The organism is Desmonostoc muscorum LEGE 12446 (genome assembly GCF_015207005.2).
GTDB lineage: Bacteria > Cyanobacteriota > Cyanobacteriia > Cyanobacteriales > Nostocaceae > Nostoc > Nostoc muscorum.
Genome location: NZ_JADEXS020000001.1, coordinates 524,166 through 542,730 on the forward strand (window position 1 = coordinate 524,166; position 18,565 = coordinate 542,730).

At 39.9% G+C, this 18,565-nt stretch carries 13 protein-coding genes and 1 riboswitch; of the genes, 4 read left to right on the top strand and 9 right to left on the bottom strand.

The window, feature by feature from the left end; all coding sequences use genetic code 11:
- Positions 1 to 151 precede the first annotated feature (151 nt).
- The 3 genes from IQ276_RS02245 (at position 152) to IQ276_RS02255 (ending at position 2,445) form a co-directional block, all read left to right on the top strand.
- Entirely contained in the window at positions 152 to 358 is a 207-nt protein-coding gene (locus IQ276_RS02245) for a hypothetical protein (protein WP_073643194.1), read from the top strand.
- Between the two features lie 66 nt (positions 359 to 424).
- Entirely contained in the window at positions 425 to 1,453 is a 1,029-nt protein-coding gene (purM, locus tag IQ276_RS02250) for a phosphoribosylformylglycinamidine cyclo-ligase (RefSeq protein WP_193914340.1), read from the top strand.
- Between the two features lie 305 nt (positions 1,454 to 1,758).
- Positions 1,759 to 2,445 carry a PHP domain-containing protein gene (locus tag IQ276_RS02255; protein ID WP_193914342.1) on the top strand — a complete coding sequence of 229 codons (687 nt, stop codon included), beginning with the start codon at positions 1,759 to 1,761 and terminating at the stop codon, positions 2,443 to 2,445.
- 254 nt (positions 2,446 to 2,699) lie between these two features.
- Here the strand turns inward: IQ276_RS02255 and IQ276_RS02260 are convergent, their stop codons facing one another.
- The 9 genes from IQ276_RS02260 to IQ276_RS02300 form a co-directional block, all read right to left on the bottom strand.
- Entirely contained in the window at positions 2,700 to 3,404 is a 705-nt protein-coding gene (locus IQ276_RS02260; protein ID WP_193914344.1) for a precorrin-2 C(20)-methyltransferase, read from the bottom strand.
- Positions 3,404 to 4,030, bottom strand: coding sequence for a precorrin-8X methylmutase (locus IQ276_RS02265; RefSeq protein WP_193914346.1), 627 nt, complete (start codon positions 4,028 to 4,030; stop codon positions 3,404 to 3,406). The genes IQ276_RS02260 and IQ276_RS02265 overlap by 1 nt, the downstream gene beginning before the upstream one ends.
- Positions 4,031 to 4,192: 162 nt before the next feature.
- Positions 4,193 to 5,689: a precorrin-3B synthase gene (gene cobG, locus IQ276_RS02270; protein WP_373690464.1), complete on the bottom strand. Its 1,497-nt coding sequence runs from the start codon at positions 5,687 to 5,689 to the stop codon at positions 4,193 to 4,195.
- A 1-nt stretch (position 5,690) separates the two neighbouring features.
- Positions 5,691 to 5,782: riboswitch (adenosylcobalamin-variant (AdoCbl-variant) riboswitch) on the bottom strand.
- Positions 5,783 to 6,278: 496 nt separating this feature from the next.
- Positions 6,279 to 7,409, bottom strand: a complete 1,131-nt coding sequence (locus tag IQ276_RS02275; RefSeq protein ID WP_193914362.1) for a trypsin-like peptidase domain-containing protein — start codon at positions 7,407 to 7,409, stop codon at positions 6,279 to 6,281.
- 319 nt (positions 7,410 to 7,728) lie between these two features.
- Positions 7,729 to 11,277 carry a serine protease gene (locus tag IQ276_RS02280; RefSeq protein WP_235115361.1) on the bottom strand — a complete coding sequence of 1,183 codons (3,549 nt, stop codon included), beginning with the start codon at positions 11,275 to 11,277 and terminating at the stop codon, positions 7,729 to 7,731.
- Positions 11,278 to 11,332: 55 nt separating this feature from the next.
- Entirely contained in the window at positions 11,333 to 15,058 is a 3,726-nt protein-coding gene (locus IQ276_RS02285; protein WP_193914352.1) for a serine protease, read from the bottom strand.
- A 55-nt stretch (positions 15,059 to 15,113) separates the two neighbouring features.
- Positions 15,114 to 15,689, bottom strand: coding sequence for a tetratricopeptide repeat protein (locus IQ276_RS02290; protein ID WP_193914354.1), 576 nt, complete (start codon positions 15,687 to 15,689; stop codon positions 15,114 to 15,116).
- The gene (locus IQ276_RS02295) at positions 15,686 to 16,015 is read right to left on the bottom strand and encodes a S1 family serine peptidase (RefSeq protein WP_193914356.1); all 330 of its coding nucleotides are present in this window, start codon (positions 16,013 to 16,015) and stop codon (positions 15,686 to 15,688) included. The genes IQ276_RS02290 and IQ276_RS02295 overlap by 4 nt, the downstream gene beginning before the upstream one ends.
- A 185-nt stretch (positions 16,016 to 16,200) precedes the next feature.
- Positions 16,201 to 16,842, bottom strand: a complete 642-nt coding sequence (locus tag IQ276_RS02300; RefSeq protein WP_199342285.1) for a COP23 domain-containing protein — start codon at positions 16,840 to 16,842, stop codon at positions 16,201 to 16,203.
- 385 nt (positions 16,843 to 17,227) lie between these two features.
- Between IQ276_RS02300 and IQ276_RS02305 the strand changes: the two genes are divergently transcribed.
- Positions 17,228 to 18,526 (top strand): AAA-like domain-containing protein, encoded by a 1,299-nt coding sequence (locus IQ276_RS02305; protein WP_193914358.1) that lies wholly within the window; start codon positions 17,228 to 17,230, stop codon positions 18,524 to 18,526.
- Positions 18,527 to 18,565: the final 39 nt, after the last annotated feature.

Sequence of the window (18,565 nt, forward strand, 5' to 3'; positions counted from 1 at the left end):
GGTACTGGGTATTGGGTATTGGGAAAACTCTTCCCTAATTTCCAGTCCCTATTCCCCAGTCCCCAATCCCTTTTAGGGAGGTAATTTTTACTGGAGCTAGAAGGATGCTTCCTCCTGTATCTTAAAAGTAGTAAGATTAAAATCAAAATATATGGATAGTCAAGAATTAGCGCAATATATCGAAGCAACCAATAGCATCAGTAAACCTTGGCTATTGGTTCAACTGCGTCTCAAAAAACTGCAAGAGCGTCGAGCTACCCTGACAGACGATGTTTACAGCAAAGAATTAGAAGATATTTACCAAGACTTGATGAATTTGGGTGAATGGTGGCGGGGTATTGAAGATGAAGTATTTTAAACTTAGGAGTCGGGAGTTTTTCTAATTCCTGACTTCTAACTGAAATTAATAAGGGTTTAGTAGGGAATGGATTATCGGGATGCAGGAGTTGATGTTGAGGCTGGTCGAGGCTTTGTAAATCAAATTCGCAACTTGGTTCACAGTACTTTCAGACCGGAAGTAATTGGTGGATTAGGTGGCTTCGGTGGCTGCTTTCAACTACCAGGGGGTTTTAAGGAACCAGTTTTGATTTCTGGGACGGATGGTGTGGGTACGAAGCTGAAAATCGCTCACATTCTCAACCGCCATGATACTGTTGGCATCGATTTGGTGGCGATGTGTGTTAATGATGTGCTGACATCTGGTGCAGAACCGCTGTTTTTTTTAGATTATCTGGCAACTGGGAAGTTGGACAAAGAGCAATTAACTGATGTGGTTGCGGGTATCGCTGCTGGATGTAAGCAAGCTGGTTGCGCTTTGTTGGGAGGAGAAACGGCTGAGATGCCCGGTTTCTACCAACTGGGTGAGTATGATTTGGCTGGGTTTTGTGTGGGAATTGTCGAAAAAAGTCAGATGTTGGATGGTTCCCAAGTACAAGTAGGAGATGTAGCGATCGCCCTTGCTAGTACAGGCGTACACAGTAATGGTTTCAGCTTAGTACGAAAGATTGTTAGCGATGGCAACTTTGCTTGGAGCGATACTCCAGAATTGTTAGGTGGGGAAACTATCAGCGAAACTTTCCTCAAACCCACCCGCATTTATGTCAAACCGGTTTTAGCAGCACTAAAAGCAGGTTTGTCAATTCATGGTATGGCTCACATCACAGGCGGTGGCTTGCCAGAAAATTTGCCTAGATGTTTGGGAAAAGGTCAAGCGATTAAAATTGACAACAGCAGTTGGAATGTTCCCGGTGTTTTTCAGTGGCTAGCTGATGCCGGAGAGGTCAGTTCCGAAGCCATGTACAATACATTCAATATGGGAATTGGTTTTGTATTGCTGGTGTCACCTGATGAGGTAGAGCAGACAATTAGCCATTTTCAATCATATGAAATTCCAGCTTTTGCGATCGGTGAAGTCATTACTGGTTCGGGAGAGTTAGTGGGATTACCCTTTTAATAGATATTTTTTATACATCACATAACATTTCATTTTTACCTTAGAGCAAGAGACGCGATAAATCGCGTCTCTAAGATGATTAATTTTGATATGCAATATTTATTACCACTTAATTTTCGAGGTAATTCCAACTATGTCTGACTACTGACCTTGAGATTTGCTAACGTAGTCTTAACATATCGAAAAATTTGCTAATAAAGCTGAGGAATTAGCTGGCAACACTAATTTACAGTCGTGAGTATTTCTCATCTGTAGGTGTGGCGTTTTAGTGTGTTAGAAATATATATTTTTGTTTCGAGGGGGTTATGGTTATAAATTTTGCCCGCACTACTGCTTCCACAGAACTTTTGAAGCAAGTATTCCAGAACATTGATGCACATAGTTGTCCCACGTTATTCAACTTTCATATGCACACTGTCCATTCCGATGGCAGATTGCTGCCGAGTGGATTGATGGAACAGGCGATCGCAATTGGGCTAAAAGGGTTGGCGATTACCGATCATCATAGTATCGCCGGCTATCAAGCAGCACAAGCTTGGTTAGAGGATTGGAAGTGGACTAATCCTGGTACAAGCACTCCTCTATTGTGGAGTGGTGTGGAAATCAATGCCAACCTTTTAGACATAGAAGTTCACATTTTGGGTTACGCTTTCGAGCTAGAACACCCCAGTATCAAACCTTATTTGCAAAGAAGGCCGACTACAGGTAAAGAATATCAAGCAAATAATGTGATTGCTGCTATTCATGAAGCTGGGGGATTGGCAGTTTTGGCTCATCCTGCGCGTTACAAGCGATCGCATTTTGACTTGATTCCAGCTGCGGCCGAAAAGGGTATCGATGGTGTGGAAGCTTTCTATGCCTACAATAACCCCAATCCCTGGAAACCCAGCGCCTTGGAATCAGAACAAGTGCAAAAGTTGGCTGATGAATATCTTCTTTTCAATACCTGCGGTACTGATACTCACGGATTGAATTTGCTACAACGCTTGTGAAGATGAATTTATGTTGTTAACACTCCTGGTTCCAGCTGCCAGGAGGTTATCCGATCGCATTTGAGGGCGTTGCTGAATAATGGGATGATTGAGGCTGATGCAAAGACACACCAGACATGGGGATTATAGTTGAGTATCATTTTACATAAAGCTGCTCAACTGAAGTATGGAAAATTAGAGCTTGTCCAGCAGGATCGGCAAGTCAAAGAAGCCGAACTTTTAAAAATTTGAAGCCAAGGAATCAAATAGGAATCTTATAGTCGATTTTTGGTTGGGATCACAATCATCGCAAAATACGGTACTTCTGCGGGATCAACGTCATCTAAGGGTAGAATGCGTTGTTGTGTCGTTGTTGCTCGCTCAATATATCTTGCCCGCGATACTAATCCCAATTTATGCAGAATGTCCCGCACTTTGGTAAAGTGGCGACCTAGTTTCATAATTGCCGCTGCATCGGTCATTAACAGTTGTGTAGTCAGTTCTTCTGCTGGCAGTGTGGCAGGCAAGACTGTAAGAATATCATTGTAGTAAGTGAAAGGTACACCCAAGGCTACTGGACAAGCCATCAGTGAGGAAACTCCAGGGACAACTTCTATTTGGTATTCGTCACATAATCGCGTGAACACGTACATGAAGGAGCCATAGAAAAAGGGGTCACCTTCACATAGCACTACGACATCTCGACCTGCTGCTAAATGAGCGGCGATTGGTTCAACTTCTTTATCGTAAATTGACTTGGCTTTTTCTGGTTCCAAAGCGCGGGGGAGATGATATGACACCTCGATTTGATCCCCAGGTAGATATTGCGCGACGATCGCTCTGGCAATACTCTCTTTATCTGTGGCTGATTGATAGGCTACCACAGGAGCCGCACGTAATAGCCGCAGTGCCTTCAGAGTCAATAATTCTGGATCGCCTGGGCCGACACCAATTCCATAAAGACGACCTTTGTTACTCATTATTCTTCCTCCGTTGCCAAGGCGTTAACTGCGGCGGCGGCGATCGCACTACCACCGCGCCGACCATGTAATGTTAAAAATGGTACATTTCTGCTGTCTGCTGCCAATGCGGCTTTCGATTCCGCTGCACCGACAAACCCCACTGGAAAGCCTAATATTATAGCAGGCTTCGGCGCTCCTTCGTCGAGCATTTCTAATAGCCTAAATAGGGCGGTGGGGGCATTGCCAATTGCTACTACTGATCCTTCAAGGTGCGATCGCCATAATTCTAAAGCTGCTGCGGATCTTGTAGTATCAAGACTTTTGGCAATATCTGGCACTTCAGGATTGTTGAGGGTACAGATAACTTGATTGTTTGCAGATAAGCGTCGCCTGGTTACGCCATCAGCAACCATCCGGCAATCACAGAGAATGGTTGCTCCTGCTGCTAATGCTGCCCTTGCGGATTGTACTGCTGTTGGTGAATATCCCAAGTCAGTGACGATATCCGTCATTCCACAGGCATGAATGAGACGTACAGCAACTTTTGCTACATCTGGTGGCAGCACATCTAGGTTGGCTTCTGACCGGATGATGGCAAAGGAATTGCGGTAAATTTCGTTGGCGTCTCGGATGTAGTCGGGCATTGAATTTTGGATTTTAGATTTGGGATTTTGAATTGAGTTGTTAATGGAGATGGATACTTTTTGTCACTACAAGAACATCTATTTAATTAACCGCAGAGGCGCAGAGAACACAGAGGAAGAGAAACAGAGAAATTGGGTAATCTTCCACTGTGAAGGGAGTCATCAATTATGTAACTGAGGAAGTGGATATCGATTGGCAAATTCTTGAAAGGACTCATGGGAGTTTTGGCGTTTAATTTTATACATTTGTAGGATTTGTTCTATTAATCCAGGTAGTTCGGCAAAGGTGACATATTGGTATACTTCTCTACCGAATTTCTGGGTGCTGTTGCTGTCACCGAGATGAACGTGATAGGCTTCTACTGTTTCATTGTCTGCCTCAACGTTGACACCAAGTAAGGTGATGTCACTTTTGCTATGCTGGGCGCAGGATTTTTGGCAGCCAGTAAAGTGGATATTAATTGGGTGTTCTAGAGTCACGCGAGTTTCAAGATATTCTGCCAATGCCAAGGCGTGACTTTTGGTGTCTGTGGCAGAAGCGGCACAACCTTTGTTACCGGAACAGGCTACTAACGCACTCTTGGTGTTGGTTGGTGAGGAATCTAATTCTAAGAGAGTAATTTCATTTTGGACATTGGTAAGTCGTTCTTGAGGAATATCTGTTAACAGCAAATTCTGCCAGGGGGTTAACCTGAGAGTTCCATTGCCATATTTTGCTGCTAAATCTGCTAAACCCCGCATTTGTCTACTCTCTACTCGTCCAAGAGGTAAGACGACACCAATATAAAATAATCCTTTCTGGCGTTGGGGATGGATGCCAATATGCTGATAGTTAGTATCTATTTTCTCTGCAACTGGGCATGTTTCACTGTGGGAGATAGGAAAAGGTAGACGTTGCTGAACTTCCTGAAGATAATTTTCACAACCCAAAGTATTTAATAAATCTCTCAAACGTAGCCGACGTTTATCATTAATATTAGTGTGATTGAGATAGACATCTGTCAAAGCTGCCAAGACGGGTAAACAATGATCTGGTGGTAACAAAATTTTCACATCGCTGGGTGGTTGTCCTTTCGCGCCTGCACTAAGATGGAGGCGAAAGTAAACATCACCATTAACTAAGACAGCAGCAAATAGGATATCATTTAGGCGATCGCGCACTTGAACTGTCCCACCGCCATCAAAGCAAACACTAAATTTTGCCGAAAGTCCCGATAACGCCGGATGTGCAGCAAGATAATTATCCCATGCTTGGACAAAAGGACGAGTGTCAATTAATTCTTGGCGATCGATACCAGCAGTTGGGCTAGTCATAATATTTCGGATGTGGTCTACATCGGTATTACGAGAACCGAGTCCCATATCCTGTAACTGTTTGAGAACTTGAGAATTGATCGGAGTGCGAATTTCGCGGATTTGCAAATTAGCTCGATTAGTCACATCTACATAGCCGCCGCCGTGGTGGTCTGCTATATCTGCGATCGCGCGGCACTGTTGACTATTAATAATCCCACCAGGGATTCTCATGCGAGATAGTATACCATCCTCAGCGGGTGTAGCATAAAACAAGCCAGGACAAGTGGCAAATCCAGAAGGCAAATTTAGAACTCCTTCCCCGTGCAACGCAGGGAGTAGACGGTGATTGTGTCTTGAGGACATCCTGAGAGTTGGCATTCTGACTTAGGCAATCCCATCACAGTTGCGGCACAGTCCCGGAATTTCACCGGAGTTTCCCAACCCCAAGTTTTATTGACACACTCCCTCGTTTTCTAAACGAGGGATTCTGGGGTCAAACAATGATTGCAGGTACAACCCGTCTTATATCATCTAGCCCAATGGACAATGCCCTGCCCACTTAATTGAATCATACCATCACCGAATAAATTCGGTTACTCGCTTATATCCCCTGCATGAATGACAGGGGCTTTACGCATCACGAGTCGTAATTTAGCATGATAAGGCTGTCAGTAAATTGAAGACTTTATAATTTTGCATTAACGTGGGTGGGGAATAGGGAGTGGGGAGTAGGGAATCAGGCTTTTCGAGGTGAGGACGAGTTTTTTCACGCAATTAAATATAGCGCTTCTCACTTGGGTAAAATATGCCCGTTCGTAGGGGCGCACAGCTGTGCGCCCCTACAGCGTATTGCATCCAAACGAGAATCGCTATAGGAGTCGCAAAAGCTACTTTTGAAAAGGAGCTAGGCACAGAGACTATTGTCATTCTGAATTCTGACTCCTGAATTCTGCTATTGAGATATGGCGGCTCGTAAGCTGTAACTACCGGATTCCCCAGCTTCAAAAGTGTTAGCCAAGAGATAATAGATACCATCTTCTGGTAAAGTAATAGTCAATCGAGCATTAAAATCCTTTGGGGAAATGTCATCATTTGCCGCTATTAGCTTTTCTTTAGCGGGAAGCAGCAAGTACAAATGAGGATCTATTTGCTGACTATCCATCTCAATCGTTAGCCGTTGACCTGCTTTACCTTCAAATACATAAGTGTGAAAATAGCTGTTGTTTGGTAAAGTGCGATCGCCATTTTTTAAACTTGCTTCTAAAACTTGACCATTCAAAGGTAAATCCGTCTCTTGACTATTACGAGGTTGTTGACGCTCACTTGCTAACTGAGCATTACCTTGTTCCACAGCTACCAGAAAAGGCTGAATTAATTCAGTAGGAATTGCCAAACTAATACCAATAAATCTTTTAACTTCCGTATCATTAAAAATAGCACTATTTACACCAATTACTTGCCCATTAGAATTGAGCAGTGGCCCTCCAGAATTACCAGGATTCACAGCTGCATCATGTTGAATTAAACCTAATTTTTTATCAATGCGACTGATAATCCCATAAGTCAAAGTATTTTGTAATTCCAGACTTAGGGGAGTACCAATAGCATAGACAGATTGACCGACTCGTGCAGAACCAGGTGAAGCCAAACGCAGGTATGGTAGATTTTTTTGATTGCGAATCTTGAGTGCAGCTAAATCCAAACCCTCAGGTGCAAAACCAACCACATCAGCTAAGACTTGTTTCCCATCAGCCAATACTACTGCAACAGTTTTAGAACTATCTTGGACAACGTGAGCATTAGTTAAAAGCAGACCATCTGCACTGACAATAAAACCACTACCATGTCCGAAAGTCGTGGCGATCGCCACTACAGATTGACTAGCTTTTTCATATATCTGAATTCGTTTTTGTTCTTCAGAATTGTCTGCTATAATAACACTTGATTTGACTTGTTTAGTTTTTTCACCTAGTAAATTTTGCTCACCAATATCAGAATTTTTAGCAATAGCAGTTAATTGAAAACCAAACAAACTACTAACAAAAATTCCCCCAATCACAAATGTTAAAACTTTCTTGTTCATTTTCCAACCATCCTTAATAAATAAAATAACCATAACTTTACTGATAATACTGCTACAAAAACTCTTCCTCTTTTCCTCTCTGCGCCTCTGCGCCTCTGCGTGAGACATAAAATATTGAACTAATCAACATCTTATTCCAATTCCCCAAACCACTCCGAATTTGAGAAAAAATTCACCAATGCTAGATATTACACTATTTTAGTGAAGTTTTTTTCAACACTATCAGCTTTGCTAAACTGCCTATTACTGTTATTAGTTTGTTCGGCTGTTTTGTTCTCAATTGTGTCAAAAAATGTTAATCTGCTAGAAACACAAACTACTACTTTGTTCGCCATGCTTGTATACTAGGATGAGAAAACAGTTTTTGTGCTTCAGCAACCAAGCGCGTCCCCCAAAGATTTTCTTTGAGAACTTCGACATCAGCAAAGGTTTTATCTAAATGCAGGGCTGCTTGTGCCATATTTAGAGCTTTTTGTTGCTCACCTTTGGCATATAAAGCAACGGCTAATGCCATTTGTGGTTCTGCTACACTGCTGTTAATTTGCACTGCTTTTTGCCATTGCCCAATTGCCCCTTCAATATCTCGATTTTCGTATTTGATGTAGCCAATATTGATGATAGCTGCTATAAATTTTCCATCTTTAGCAAGCGCTTGGTTGTATTCTGATAGTGCGGCGTTATCATTTCCTTGTTTTTGATAGACAACACCCCGTGAAAAGTAGGTGTTGGCATTATCAGGCTGAAGTTTAATCGCTTGACTATAATCAGCTAATGCTCCTTGATAATCTTTCAACTGAAAATGGACACCCCCCCGTGCAAAATAGGCGTTAGCATTATCCGGTTGGAGTTTAATACCTTGATTGTAATCTGCTAGTGCTGCTTGGTAATTCTTCAACTGAAAGTTGTAAACATCACCCCGCGCCAAATAAGGGTTAGCATTATCAGGCCGAAGTTTAATTGCTTGATTGTAATCAGCAACAGCTAAATCCCATTTTTGCTGCTTATAGTAAACATCTCCCCGATTGTTGTAAGCATCAGCCAATTGAGGATTAATCGCAATGGCTTTGGTATAATCAGCAATAGCTAAATCCCATTTTTTCTGCTCATAGTAAACATCTCCCCGATTTTTGTAAGCTTGGGGATACTCAGGATTAATCGCAATGGCTTTGGTATAATCAGCAATAGCTAAATCCCATTTTTTCTGCTCATAGTAAACATCTCCCCGATTTTTGTAAGCATCAGCTAACTGAGGATTAATCGCAATGACTTTGGTGTAATCAGCCAGCGCTCCCTGATAATCTTTCAAATCAGAACGGACAGCACCCATAACTAAATAGACTTGTGGATTATCAGGTTCGAGTTTGATTGCTTGATTAATATCAGCTAGTCCGCCTTGAGTATCTTTCAACAGATAGCGGCTAGCACCCCGCAAGGCGTAAGCAAGAGCTAATTTAGGCTGGAGTTTAATCGCTTGATTTAAATCTGAAAGCGCTCCCTGATAATCTTTCATCTGATAGCGTACAACGCCCCGCGCTGAGTAGACATCAACATTATCAGGCTGTAATTTAATTACTTGATTGTAATCAGCCAGCGCTCCCTGATAATCTTTAAGCTGATAGCGTAAACCACCCAGCACTAAGTAGACTTGTGGATTATCAGGTTCGAGTTTAATTGCTTGATTAATATCAGCTAATCCGCCTTGAGCATCTTTCAACATATAGCGGCTAGCACCCCGCAAGACATAAGCAAAAGCAAAGTCAGGCTGGAGTTTAATCACTTGATTGACATCAGATAGTGCCCCTTGATAATCTTGCGACTGAAAGTGTATAACACTTCTTATGAAGTAGTTAAAATAAAACGGCTGAATCTGAATCGCCTTATCAATTGTTGCTATCGCCTCTGGATAGCGTTGTAAGTTGAACAACATCAAACTACGAGATAAATAGAGCCTCGCATTGTCGTCATTATATTCAATAGCTTTGTCAATGGCTGCTAAAGCTAAGGCATATTTTTTTAAGTCTGATAATAGACTACTTTTTTCCTCCCAAGCTTCATAATAATCAGGTTTTAGCATAGTTGCTTTATCAAGAGCAGCTAAAGCTTTTTCAGGATCTTTACTTTCAGTTTGATCTAGTGCTGCACCAAGAACAAAATAAGCTTGATAAAAATCTGGTTGACGTTTAATAGTATCTTGTAAAACAGATATTGTTTCTGAGAATCTTCTAATGCGCCACATTTGATTAGCATATTGAAACCAATCCTTTTCACTAGCATCTGCTGATGGTTTTTTGATAGCAAATAATGGATGATCCGCCAATAAAGCAATTTCTGAATCCTTGAGGTTTGGTGGTTTAGTACTAACAACTTTTAATGATTCTTTCTTCAGTCCTGCTTGTGTAGCTAAACTCAAAATGCTACTACTGGGTACTCCATATCCAAAACCTATTTCAGTTTGGCTGATTTTTCTATTTTCAATACCTGCATTAATCCCAATCACTTGTCCACTAATATCTAGCACTGGGCCACCACTCATTCCACGTAGTGAAAAATTGGAATATACTAGTTTATATCCTCTCTCTAGGAATACCTGAGACAGAAGATTACTTTCTGCATTAACAACTAATCTTTCTCCAACTGAAAGGTATCCAGGAGATAGTTTTCGCTTATCTTTATCCTCTCCTGGAAATCCAGATATAAATACCCAAGATGTTTCTATATTGCCAACATTAGAGCCGTTATATTTAGAAAGTGCCTCTCCTACGGAAAGATTATATTTAGAAATTGTGGCGACAGAGTAAGTTTGATTACTAGTAAATTTAACCAAAGCTGCATCTATTCCCTCTGGTTTAAATATATTCTCTTGCTGCACTGCATAACGCTTACCATCAGGAGCAATAATTTCGTAATTGTCGGGATTCTTGACTACATGACGTGCAGTGACTACATAGTAGGTTTCTCCTTCTTTAGCAATAATTACTCCTGAACCATTCCCGTTATTTTTGGAATCAATTCTTACGGTAATCTGTTGGGCAATGTTATCAACTTTCTCAACAAATGTGTTGCCTGCTGGTCTTGTTGCCTGTTGCTGATTGCGCCATTGTGGAGGAATAATTGCTAAATTGGGTGCAACCTTTGCTAAAGTTTGAATGGGAACGGCAAAACTCAGTTGTCTCAATTGCTGAAGTTGTTCTGCACTCGGTCGAGTTCCATCTTGATAAGAATAAGCCTCATTTAAAATAGCATTGCTAGTTAATCCGTTTATCCCAATTAATTGCCCTAACTGATTTAATAAAGCTCCACCACTCATTCCTTGTCTAACTTCGTTGGTATAACCAATTTGATAACCTCCTACTAATGGTTGTTTAGATAACAGAGATATTTTGCCACTGCTGATGACTAATTCTTTGCTATCATCAGGAAAACCAGCAGCAAATACTGGTTGATTTTCTGCTATTTCTGTGTTGGTTAATGGTAAAGTCTGATAGTTTTCTTTGGCTTGGAATTGTAAGACAGCTAAATCATTACCTGTTAAAGAATTACCGCGACTGATAACTGTAGCTGTGTGGATTTTGCCGTCTGGTGTTTGAATTTTATGGCTTTCTTTATTGTTGATAACATGGGCATTGGTTAAAATGGTGTAAGTTTGCCCTTGTTTACTAATTAATACTCCACTTCCGCCTTTATTAGTACTTAATACTTTGACAGTGACAGCTTGGGCTAATTGACGAATTTGTTCTGGTGATAGAGAGTTATTTGCCAATACAGAAGTAGCTTGATTAGGTATTTGCTGAGATTTCGCAACGTAACTGTTAGGGAGTATGAACAAAGTACTTAAAACGGTGATGAGAATTTTTTGATAATAATTCATAATTGCAAGTGGATATTTAATCTGTAGTAAATTTGGAATTAGTGTTAAATCTAAGTTACTGCTTGATGAAAGCCTGGATGCTAGGAGTTGCCAATAGTTTTCGTGCTTCATCAATTAAGCGCGTCCCCCAAAGATTTTGTTTGAGAACCTCGACATCAGCCCAGCTTTTATCTAAACGCAGGGTTGCTTGTGCCATATTTAGGGCTTTTTGTTGCTCACCTTTGGCATATAAAGCAACGGCTAATGCCATTTGTGGTTCTGCTAAACTGCTATTAATCTGAACAGCTTTTTCCCACTGCCTAATTGCCCCATCTACATCTCCATTTTCGTATTTTATGTAGCCAATGTTGATGATAGCTGCCGCTAATTTTGCATCCTTAGTAAGCGCTTGATTGTAATCTGATAGTGCAGCATTATCATTTCCTTGCTTTTGGTAGACAACACCCCTCAAAAAATAGCCCTCAGCATTATCAGGCTGAAGTTTAATCACTTGATTATAATCTGTTAGTGCTGCTTGATAATCTTTCAACTGAGAGTGAATACCAGCCAGCTTTAAGTAACCTCTTGCGTTATCAGGCTGAAGTTTAATCACTTGATTATAATCTGTTAGTGCTGCTTGATAATCTTTTAACTCCTTGTGGATATCTCCCCGTACTAAATAGGCCATTGCATCGTTTTGCTGGAGTATTATTGCACGATCTAAATCTACTAGCGCCCTCTGGTAATCTTTCAACTGATAGTGAATAATACCTCGGATGGCGTAAGATATTTCATCATTTGGTTGAAGTTTAAGAAGTTGATCTAAATCTGCTAGGGCTGCTTGGTAATCTTTTAAATTCTGGTAGACACCACTTCGGACTGAGTAGGCTTGTGCCAAATCAGGCTGGAGTTGAATCGCTTGATTTGCATCCGCTAATGCTGCTTGATAATCTTTTAAATCCTTGTAGATAATGCTTCGGGATAAGTAAGCATTTGCATCCTTTGGTTCAAGTTTAATCCATTGATTTGCATCTGCTAGTGCTGCTTGATAATCTTTCAACTCAATGTAGATAGTACTTCGAGTTAAGTAGCCACTTCCATTATTGGGCTGAAGTTTAATCAATTGATTTGCATCTGCTAATGCTGCTTGATAATCTTTCAAATCCTTGTAGATATCACTTCGAGTTAAGTAAATGAAATAGGCTCCTTGCAATTGAGGCTGAAGTTGAAGAGCATGAGCTAAATCTGCTAGCGCCCTTTGATAATCTTTCATCTCCCCGTAGATATCACCCCTATAGCTGTAGGCTACAGCATCGTTAGGGTCGAGTTGAATTGCTTGATTATAATCAGCCAATGCCGCCTTATAATCTTTCAATTTCCTGTACATACTACCCCTATGGGTGTAGACAATAGGCAACTCAGGTTGGATTTTAATAGCTTGATTATAATCAGCCAATGCCGCCTTATAATCTTGCAAAATATAGCGTACTTTAGCTCTATCAAAGTAGTAACTAATATCATCAGGGTTGAATTTGATAGCTTGGTCTAAATCAACCAGCGCCCCCTGATAATCTTTCAAATCAGAACGGACGCTACCTCTACAACTATAGCCATCTCCATTATCAGGCTGGGATTTAATAGCTTGATTGCAATCAGCCAACGCTCCTTGATTATCTTTTAACAGAGAGCGGACATTAGCCCGCCATAAGTAATTTTCGGCGGAGTCAGGGTCAAGTTGAATTGCTTGATTGTAATCAGCCAATGCTCCCTGATAATCATTTGACAGATAGCGGATACCACCCCGTGATGTGTAGTAGTTAGATAGTGGCTTCATCTCAATAGCTTTAGTCACCGCCACTAGAGCCTCTGGGTAGCGTTTTAAGCTCGACAGTAACTGACTGCGTAATACATAAAAGTAAACATTAGTATCTTCGTATTCAATTGCCTTGTCAATTGCTGCTAGCGCCTCTGAGTATTTTTTTAATTGGATCAGCGAAATAGATTTCAATGCCCAAACTTCATAGTCTGGTTGAATTTTGATTGCTTGCTCACTAGCTGCCAGGGCTTCTGGATATTTTTTCTGAGAAAATAGTGCTACACCAAGAGCATAATAGGCTTGATAAAAACTTGGTTTGAGCTTAATAGCTTCTTGGAAAGCTTCCACTGCTTCTGAATATTTATTTAATCGCCATAGTTGATTAGCATAATTCAGCCAATCGTACTCACTAGCATTTTCTAACGGCTTTTGGACGGTAAATAACGAATTATTTTGGAGGGAATAAATTTCTGCTTCTGTAAGTTTTGGGGGTGCTTTAGTCACTACTTTCAACAGTTCTGGCTTCAACCCCGATTTTGCGATTAGACTCAAAATACTATCACTTGGCACGCCTAAACCTAATCCTAGTTCAACTTCATCCTTTTGATCTTTCAACGGATTTCGATCAATACCTGTGTTAATACCAATTAATTGTCCCATTGTATCTAGCACTGCTCCCCCACTCATTCCGGGTTGTGTCAGATTTGAGTAAGTCATCTCGTAGCCTAAATTAATCACCTGATTCAATAATTCAAGACTTTCGGTACGGATAAATACTACTTCTCTTGAACTAAGTAACCCTGCTGTAAACTTCCGTTTGCCGCCCTCTTTTCCTGGAAAACCAGATAAAAATATCCACGGTTTTTTGACTGCTGAATATAGGTTATATTTGGCAATAGTTGCAACGGAGTATGTTTGATTGCTGGTAAATTTAACAAGTGCTAAGTCTAATCCCTCTGGCTTAACAATATTCTCTGGCTGCACTGCATATCGCTTACCGTCTGGAGCAATAATTTCGTAAGAGTCAGGTTTTTTGACTACATGAGCCGCAGTGACTAGATAGTAAGTTTGTCCTTGTTTAGCAATGATTACTCCTGAACCATTACCGTTATTTTTTGAGTTAATCTGCACGGTAATCTGTTCGGAAATCCTATCAACTTTATCAACAAAGGTGTTACCTACTGGTCTTGTTGCTTGTTGCTGATTCCGCCACTGTGGAGGAATAATTGCTAAATTAGGTGCAATTTTTACTAGAGTTTGAATGGGAACAGCAAAACTTAGTTGTCTCAATTGTTGAAGTTGTTCTGCACTCGGTCGAGTTCCATCTTGATAAGAATAAGCTTCATTTAAAATAGCATTGTTTGTTAATCCATTTATCCCGATTAATTCACCTGCTTGATTTAATAAAGCACCTCCACTCATTCCTTGTCTAATTTCGTTGGTATAACCAATTTCATAACCCCCAGCTAATGGTTGAGTAGATAACAGGGAAATTTTGCCATTACTGATAACTAATTTTTTGCCATCATCAGGAAACCCAGCAGCAAATACTTGTTGATTTTCAGATACATTTGAGTTGCTAGTTAAAGCTACTATTTGATACTTTTTTTGGGACTGAAATTGTAAGACGGCTAAATCATTACCTGTTAAAGAATTACCGCGACTGATAACTGTAGCTGTGTGGATTTTGCCGTCTGGTGTTTGAATTTTATAGCTTTCTTTATTATTGATAACATGCGCATTGGTTAAAATGGTGTAAGTTTGCCCTTGTTTACTAATTAATACTCCACTTCCGCCTTTATTAGTACTTAATACTTTGACAGTCACAGCTTGGGCTAGTTGACGGATTTGTTCTGGTGATAGAGAGTTATTTGCCAATACAGAAGTAGCTTGATTAGGTATTTGCTGAGATTTCGCAACGTAGGCGTTAGGGAGTATGAACAAACTACTTAAAATGGCGATGAGAATTTTTTGATAATGATTCATAATTGCAAGTGGATATTTAATCTGTAGTAAATTTGGAATTAGTTTTAAATCTAAGTTAATGTTTGATAAAAGCTTGAATACTAGGAGTTGCCAAGAGTTTTCGTGCCTCATCAATTAAACGCGTCCCCCAAAGATTTTGTTTGAGAACCTCGACATCAGCCCATGTTTTATCTAAACGCAAGGCGGCTTGTGCCATATTGAGAGCTTTTTGTTGCTCACCTTTGGCATATAAAGCCACTGCTAATGCCATTTGTGGTTCTGCTAAACTGCTATTAATCTGAACAGCTTTTTCCCACTGCGCGATCGCCCCATCTACATCTCCATTTTCGTATTTTATGTAGCCAATGTTGATGATAGCTGGTACTAATTTTGCATCTTTAGCGATCGCTTGGTTGTAATCTGATAGTGCGGCGTTATCATTCCCTTGCTTTTGGTAGATAACACCACGAAAAAAGTAGCCGTTGGCATTATCAGGCTGAAGTTTAATTGCTTGATTTAAATCTGCCAATGCTGCTTGATAATCTTTCAACTGAAAACGGACAACCCCCCGTGCAAAGTATGCTTGTGCATTATCCGGTTGGAGTTTAATACCTTGATTGTAATCTGCTAGTGCTGCTTGGTAATTCTTCAACTGAAAGTTGTAAACATCACCCCGTGAAAAGTAGGTGTTGGGATTATCAGGCTGAAGTTTAATCTGCTACTAATAACATGAGCGTTGGTTATGATAGTGTAAGTTTTTCCTTGTTTGCTAACTAATACTCCACTTCCACCTTTATTCCGACTCAAGACTTTAACAGTAACAGATTGGGCTAATTGACGGATTTGTTCTGATGATAAGGTATTAGCAAGTATAAAGTTAGGTTGATTAGATAACTGCTGGGATGTCGTAGCATAGACTGTAGGGAGTACTAAATAAGTACTTAAGATAGCGAGGATCAACGAATTAAATTTGTTCATTTTTGTAGTTGGATAAAGTGACTCATCCAGCCTGGAACTCGAAGTTACAGGCTAATAGCTTAAGTCCACTCAAGTGGACTGAAATTTTTATCAAGTCATCTCCAGATGACTTGAGCTTTTAGCTAGGGGTTTATAACCCCTAGCGGCTGATGATTCAGCTAGGAGATTTCAATTGAAACTTGATATTATTCTTTCTCAACGGGGGTTGTTTGCAGAAACTTCTTAATATCAATTTTGTAGTAAACTGGTTCTTGTTTAGAACTATGTTCTATCGGTTTAGTAGCACGCCCTCTAAGAATTTCTTTAAGTTCTTCAAGAATCTGTAGAGGATCGTCTTCAGGTCGTAGAGTTAGCAGTGTGGTATTGCAAGGTGCATCTACTTCTTTGGCTGTGCAAATCACTGGTTGATTGTTGACTGTACCGTTAGTGATATAAGCAAGACTTTGATTGTTGTAAGCAGTCTGGAATCGAGACGATACTTGTTCGCAACGCTGTTCTGGGGTAACAGTCTTACTATTAAACCACCCATATTTCCAACGGATAATTGCAATTTTCCCTCGTGATGTCCAAGCGTAAGTAGTGGGCACGCGTAGATTAGCTTCTTGGTCGTAACCTGAAGCACAGATAAAACGAACTTCATCATCAGCTTTGGCTTGACTAACTATGGAAGTGGTGCAAACAGCGGTCAAAGCGCAGCCAGTTAATAGAGAAATGATTGATTTGAGTTGCATAATTTTCTCCGTCAATTCTGAAAAACAAGGCTTTTGGAATAATTGCGAATCAAATATTTTATCAAAATCAGCGCGATCGCTACAGATAAAAATCAAAGTTGATTCTTAAGATTCATCTTAAAATCAAATTTATAGACAACTGCATATTTGATAAAAAGTTCATCTATTTCACTTACACAGCTATTAAGGTGAAGTTTTCTTCACCATTGTCAATATCTACCATAAACTTGCTAAAGTAAATATGAAATTTTTTGGCGATCGCTACTTGTCTTCTTGTCATATATATTATTTTTTATTTGGAGAAATATAACTGCCACTAAAATAGTCTAATGTTTGTTTGTGAGTGACACAAAGTCAAGTACCCGAAAAGTTTCTTGCATCGTCATTATGATTTGTAACAATAAAGATAACATGAGCGTCTAACCCACCTGACTTAGGATTTAGTACTGTAGTTAAAAATGGATGAATCATAACTAGAAAAATGCCGAACAATCAAGAAAATTTTGAAAAAATATATCAGAATGAATTGACACCGAAACAAAAGAAAGTAGTGCCTTTATTTTTAGCAGGACAAACAGATGAACAGATAGCTAAGGAACTTGGTGCTACCCATCGTTCTACAGCTAGTCATCAACTCAGAAATATATCTACTAAATTTGGCTTTCCTCCGGAAACGGAACCAGATTATCGGTGTAATTTGATTGAGATGTTTGCTAAATATAAGCCGGAGTTAGTTAGTGTTAAAGCTTTAGAAAAATGTGGGCATATTATCCAGAATATCCGCTTTCCAGAAGGAGCAGAACCACTAAATTCTGCTTTTTATCAAGAACGTTCTCCTGTTGAATCTCGTTGTTTTACTGCTATTAAAGAAGCGGGCGCACTAATTCGGATTAAAGCACCTAAGCAGATGGGTAAAACTTCGCTGCTGAAAAGAATTATGGCTGAAGCTAAAAAAAGTAGTTATAGTACAGTTTATTTAAATTTTAGTTTAATAGAAACAAATAAATTTATTAACGCTAATGATTTTCTCCGCAGTTTTTATGCTTATGTGATTAATCAATTATCTTCAGCACCTCCGTTAACAATGTGGGATACGGATATTCCCAGTATGGTAAACTGCACTCGGATATTTCAAAGTTTACTCAAACAATTGGATGGTGTTTTAGTTTTAGCTTTAGATGAGGTAGATAAATTATTTGAATACCCAGAAATTTATCAAAACTTTTTTCCGATGTTACGTAACTGGAATGAAAATGCTAATGAGTCGGAGACATGGGAAAAGTTGCGACTATTAGTAGCACATTCTACGGAAGATTATGGACGCTTAGATATTAATCAATCTCCTTTTAATGTGGGATTACCAATTAAATTGGAAGAGTTTACTGAAGAACAGGTGAAGAGTTTAGCTATCCGGCATGGATTGGATAGTAACAATATTCTGCCGATTATGTCTTTAGTTGGGGGACATCCTTATTTGGTGCGGTTAGCACTTTATTATTTGGTTTGTCAGGATGTCACTATTGGGGAATTGCTACAAGAGGCTACTACAGATACAGGAATTTATAGTGAACACTTACGCCGACATTTGGAGACTTTTGAAGAAAATCCAGAGTTGGGGAGAGTATTTAAGGAGATAGTGAGTGATATTCAAGGGATTAAAGTGGAACGAAAAAATCGGCAAATTTATCAATTGGATAGTATGGGGGTGGTTAAGTTTAATAGTAATTGTGTGATGGCACGGTGTAGATTGTATCAGGAATATTTTGGCAGTTACCTGTAATTAGTTTTCGTTAAAAAAATCTCACGCAGAGGCGCAGAG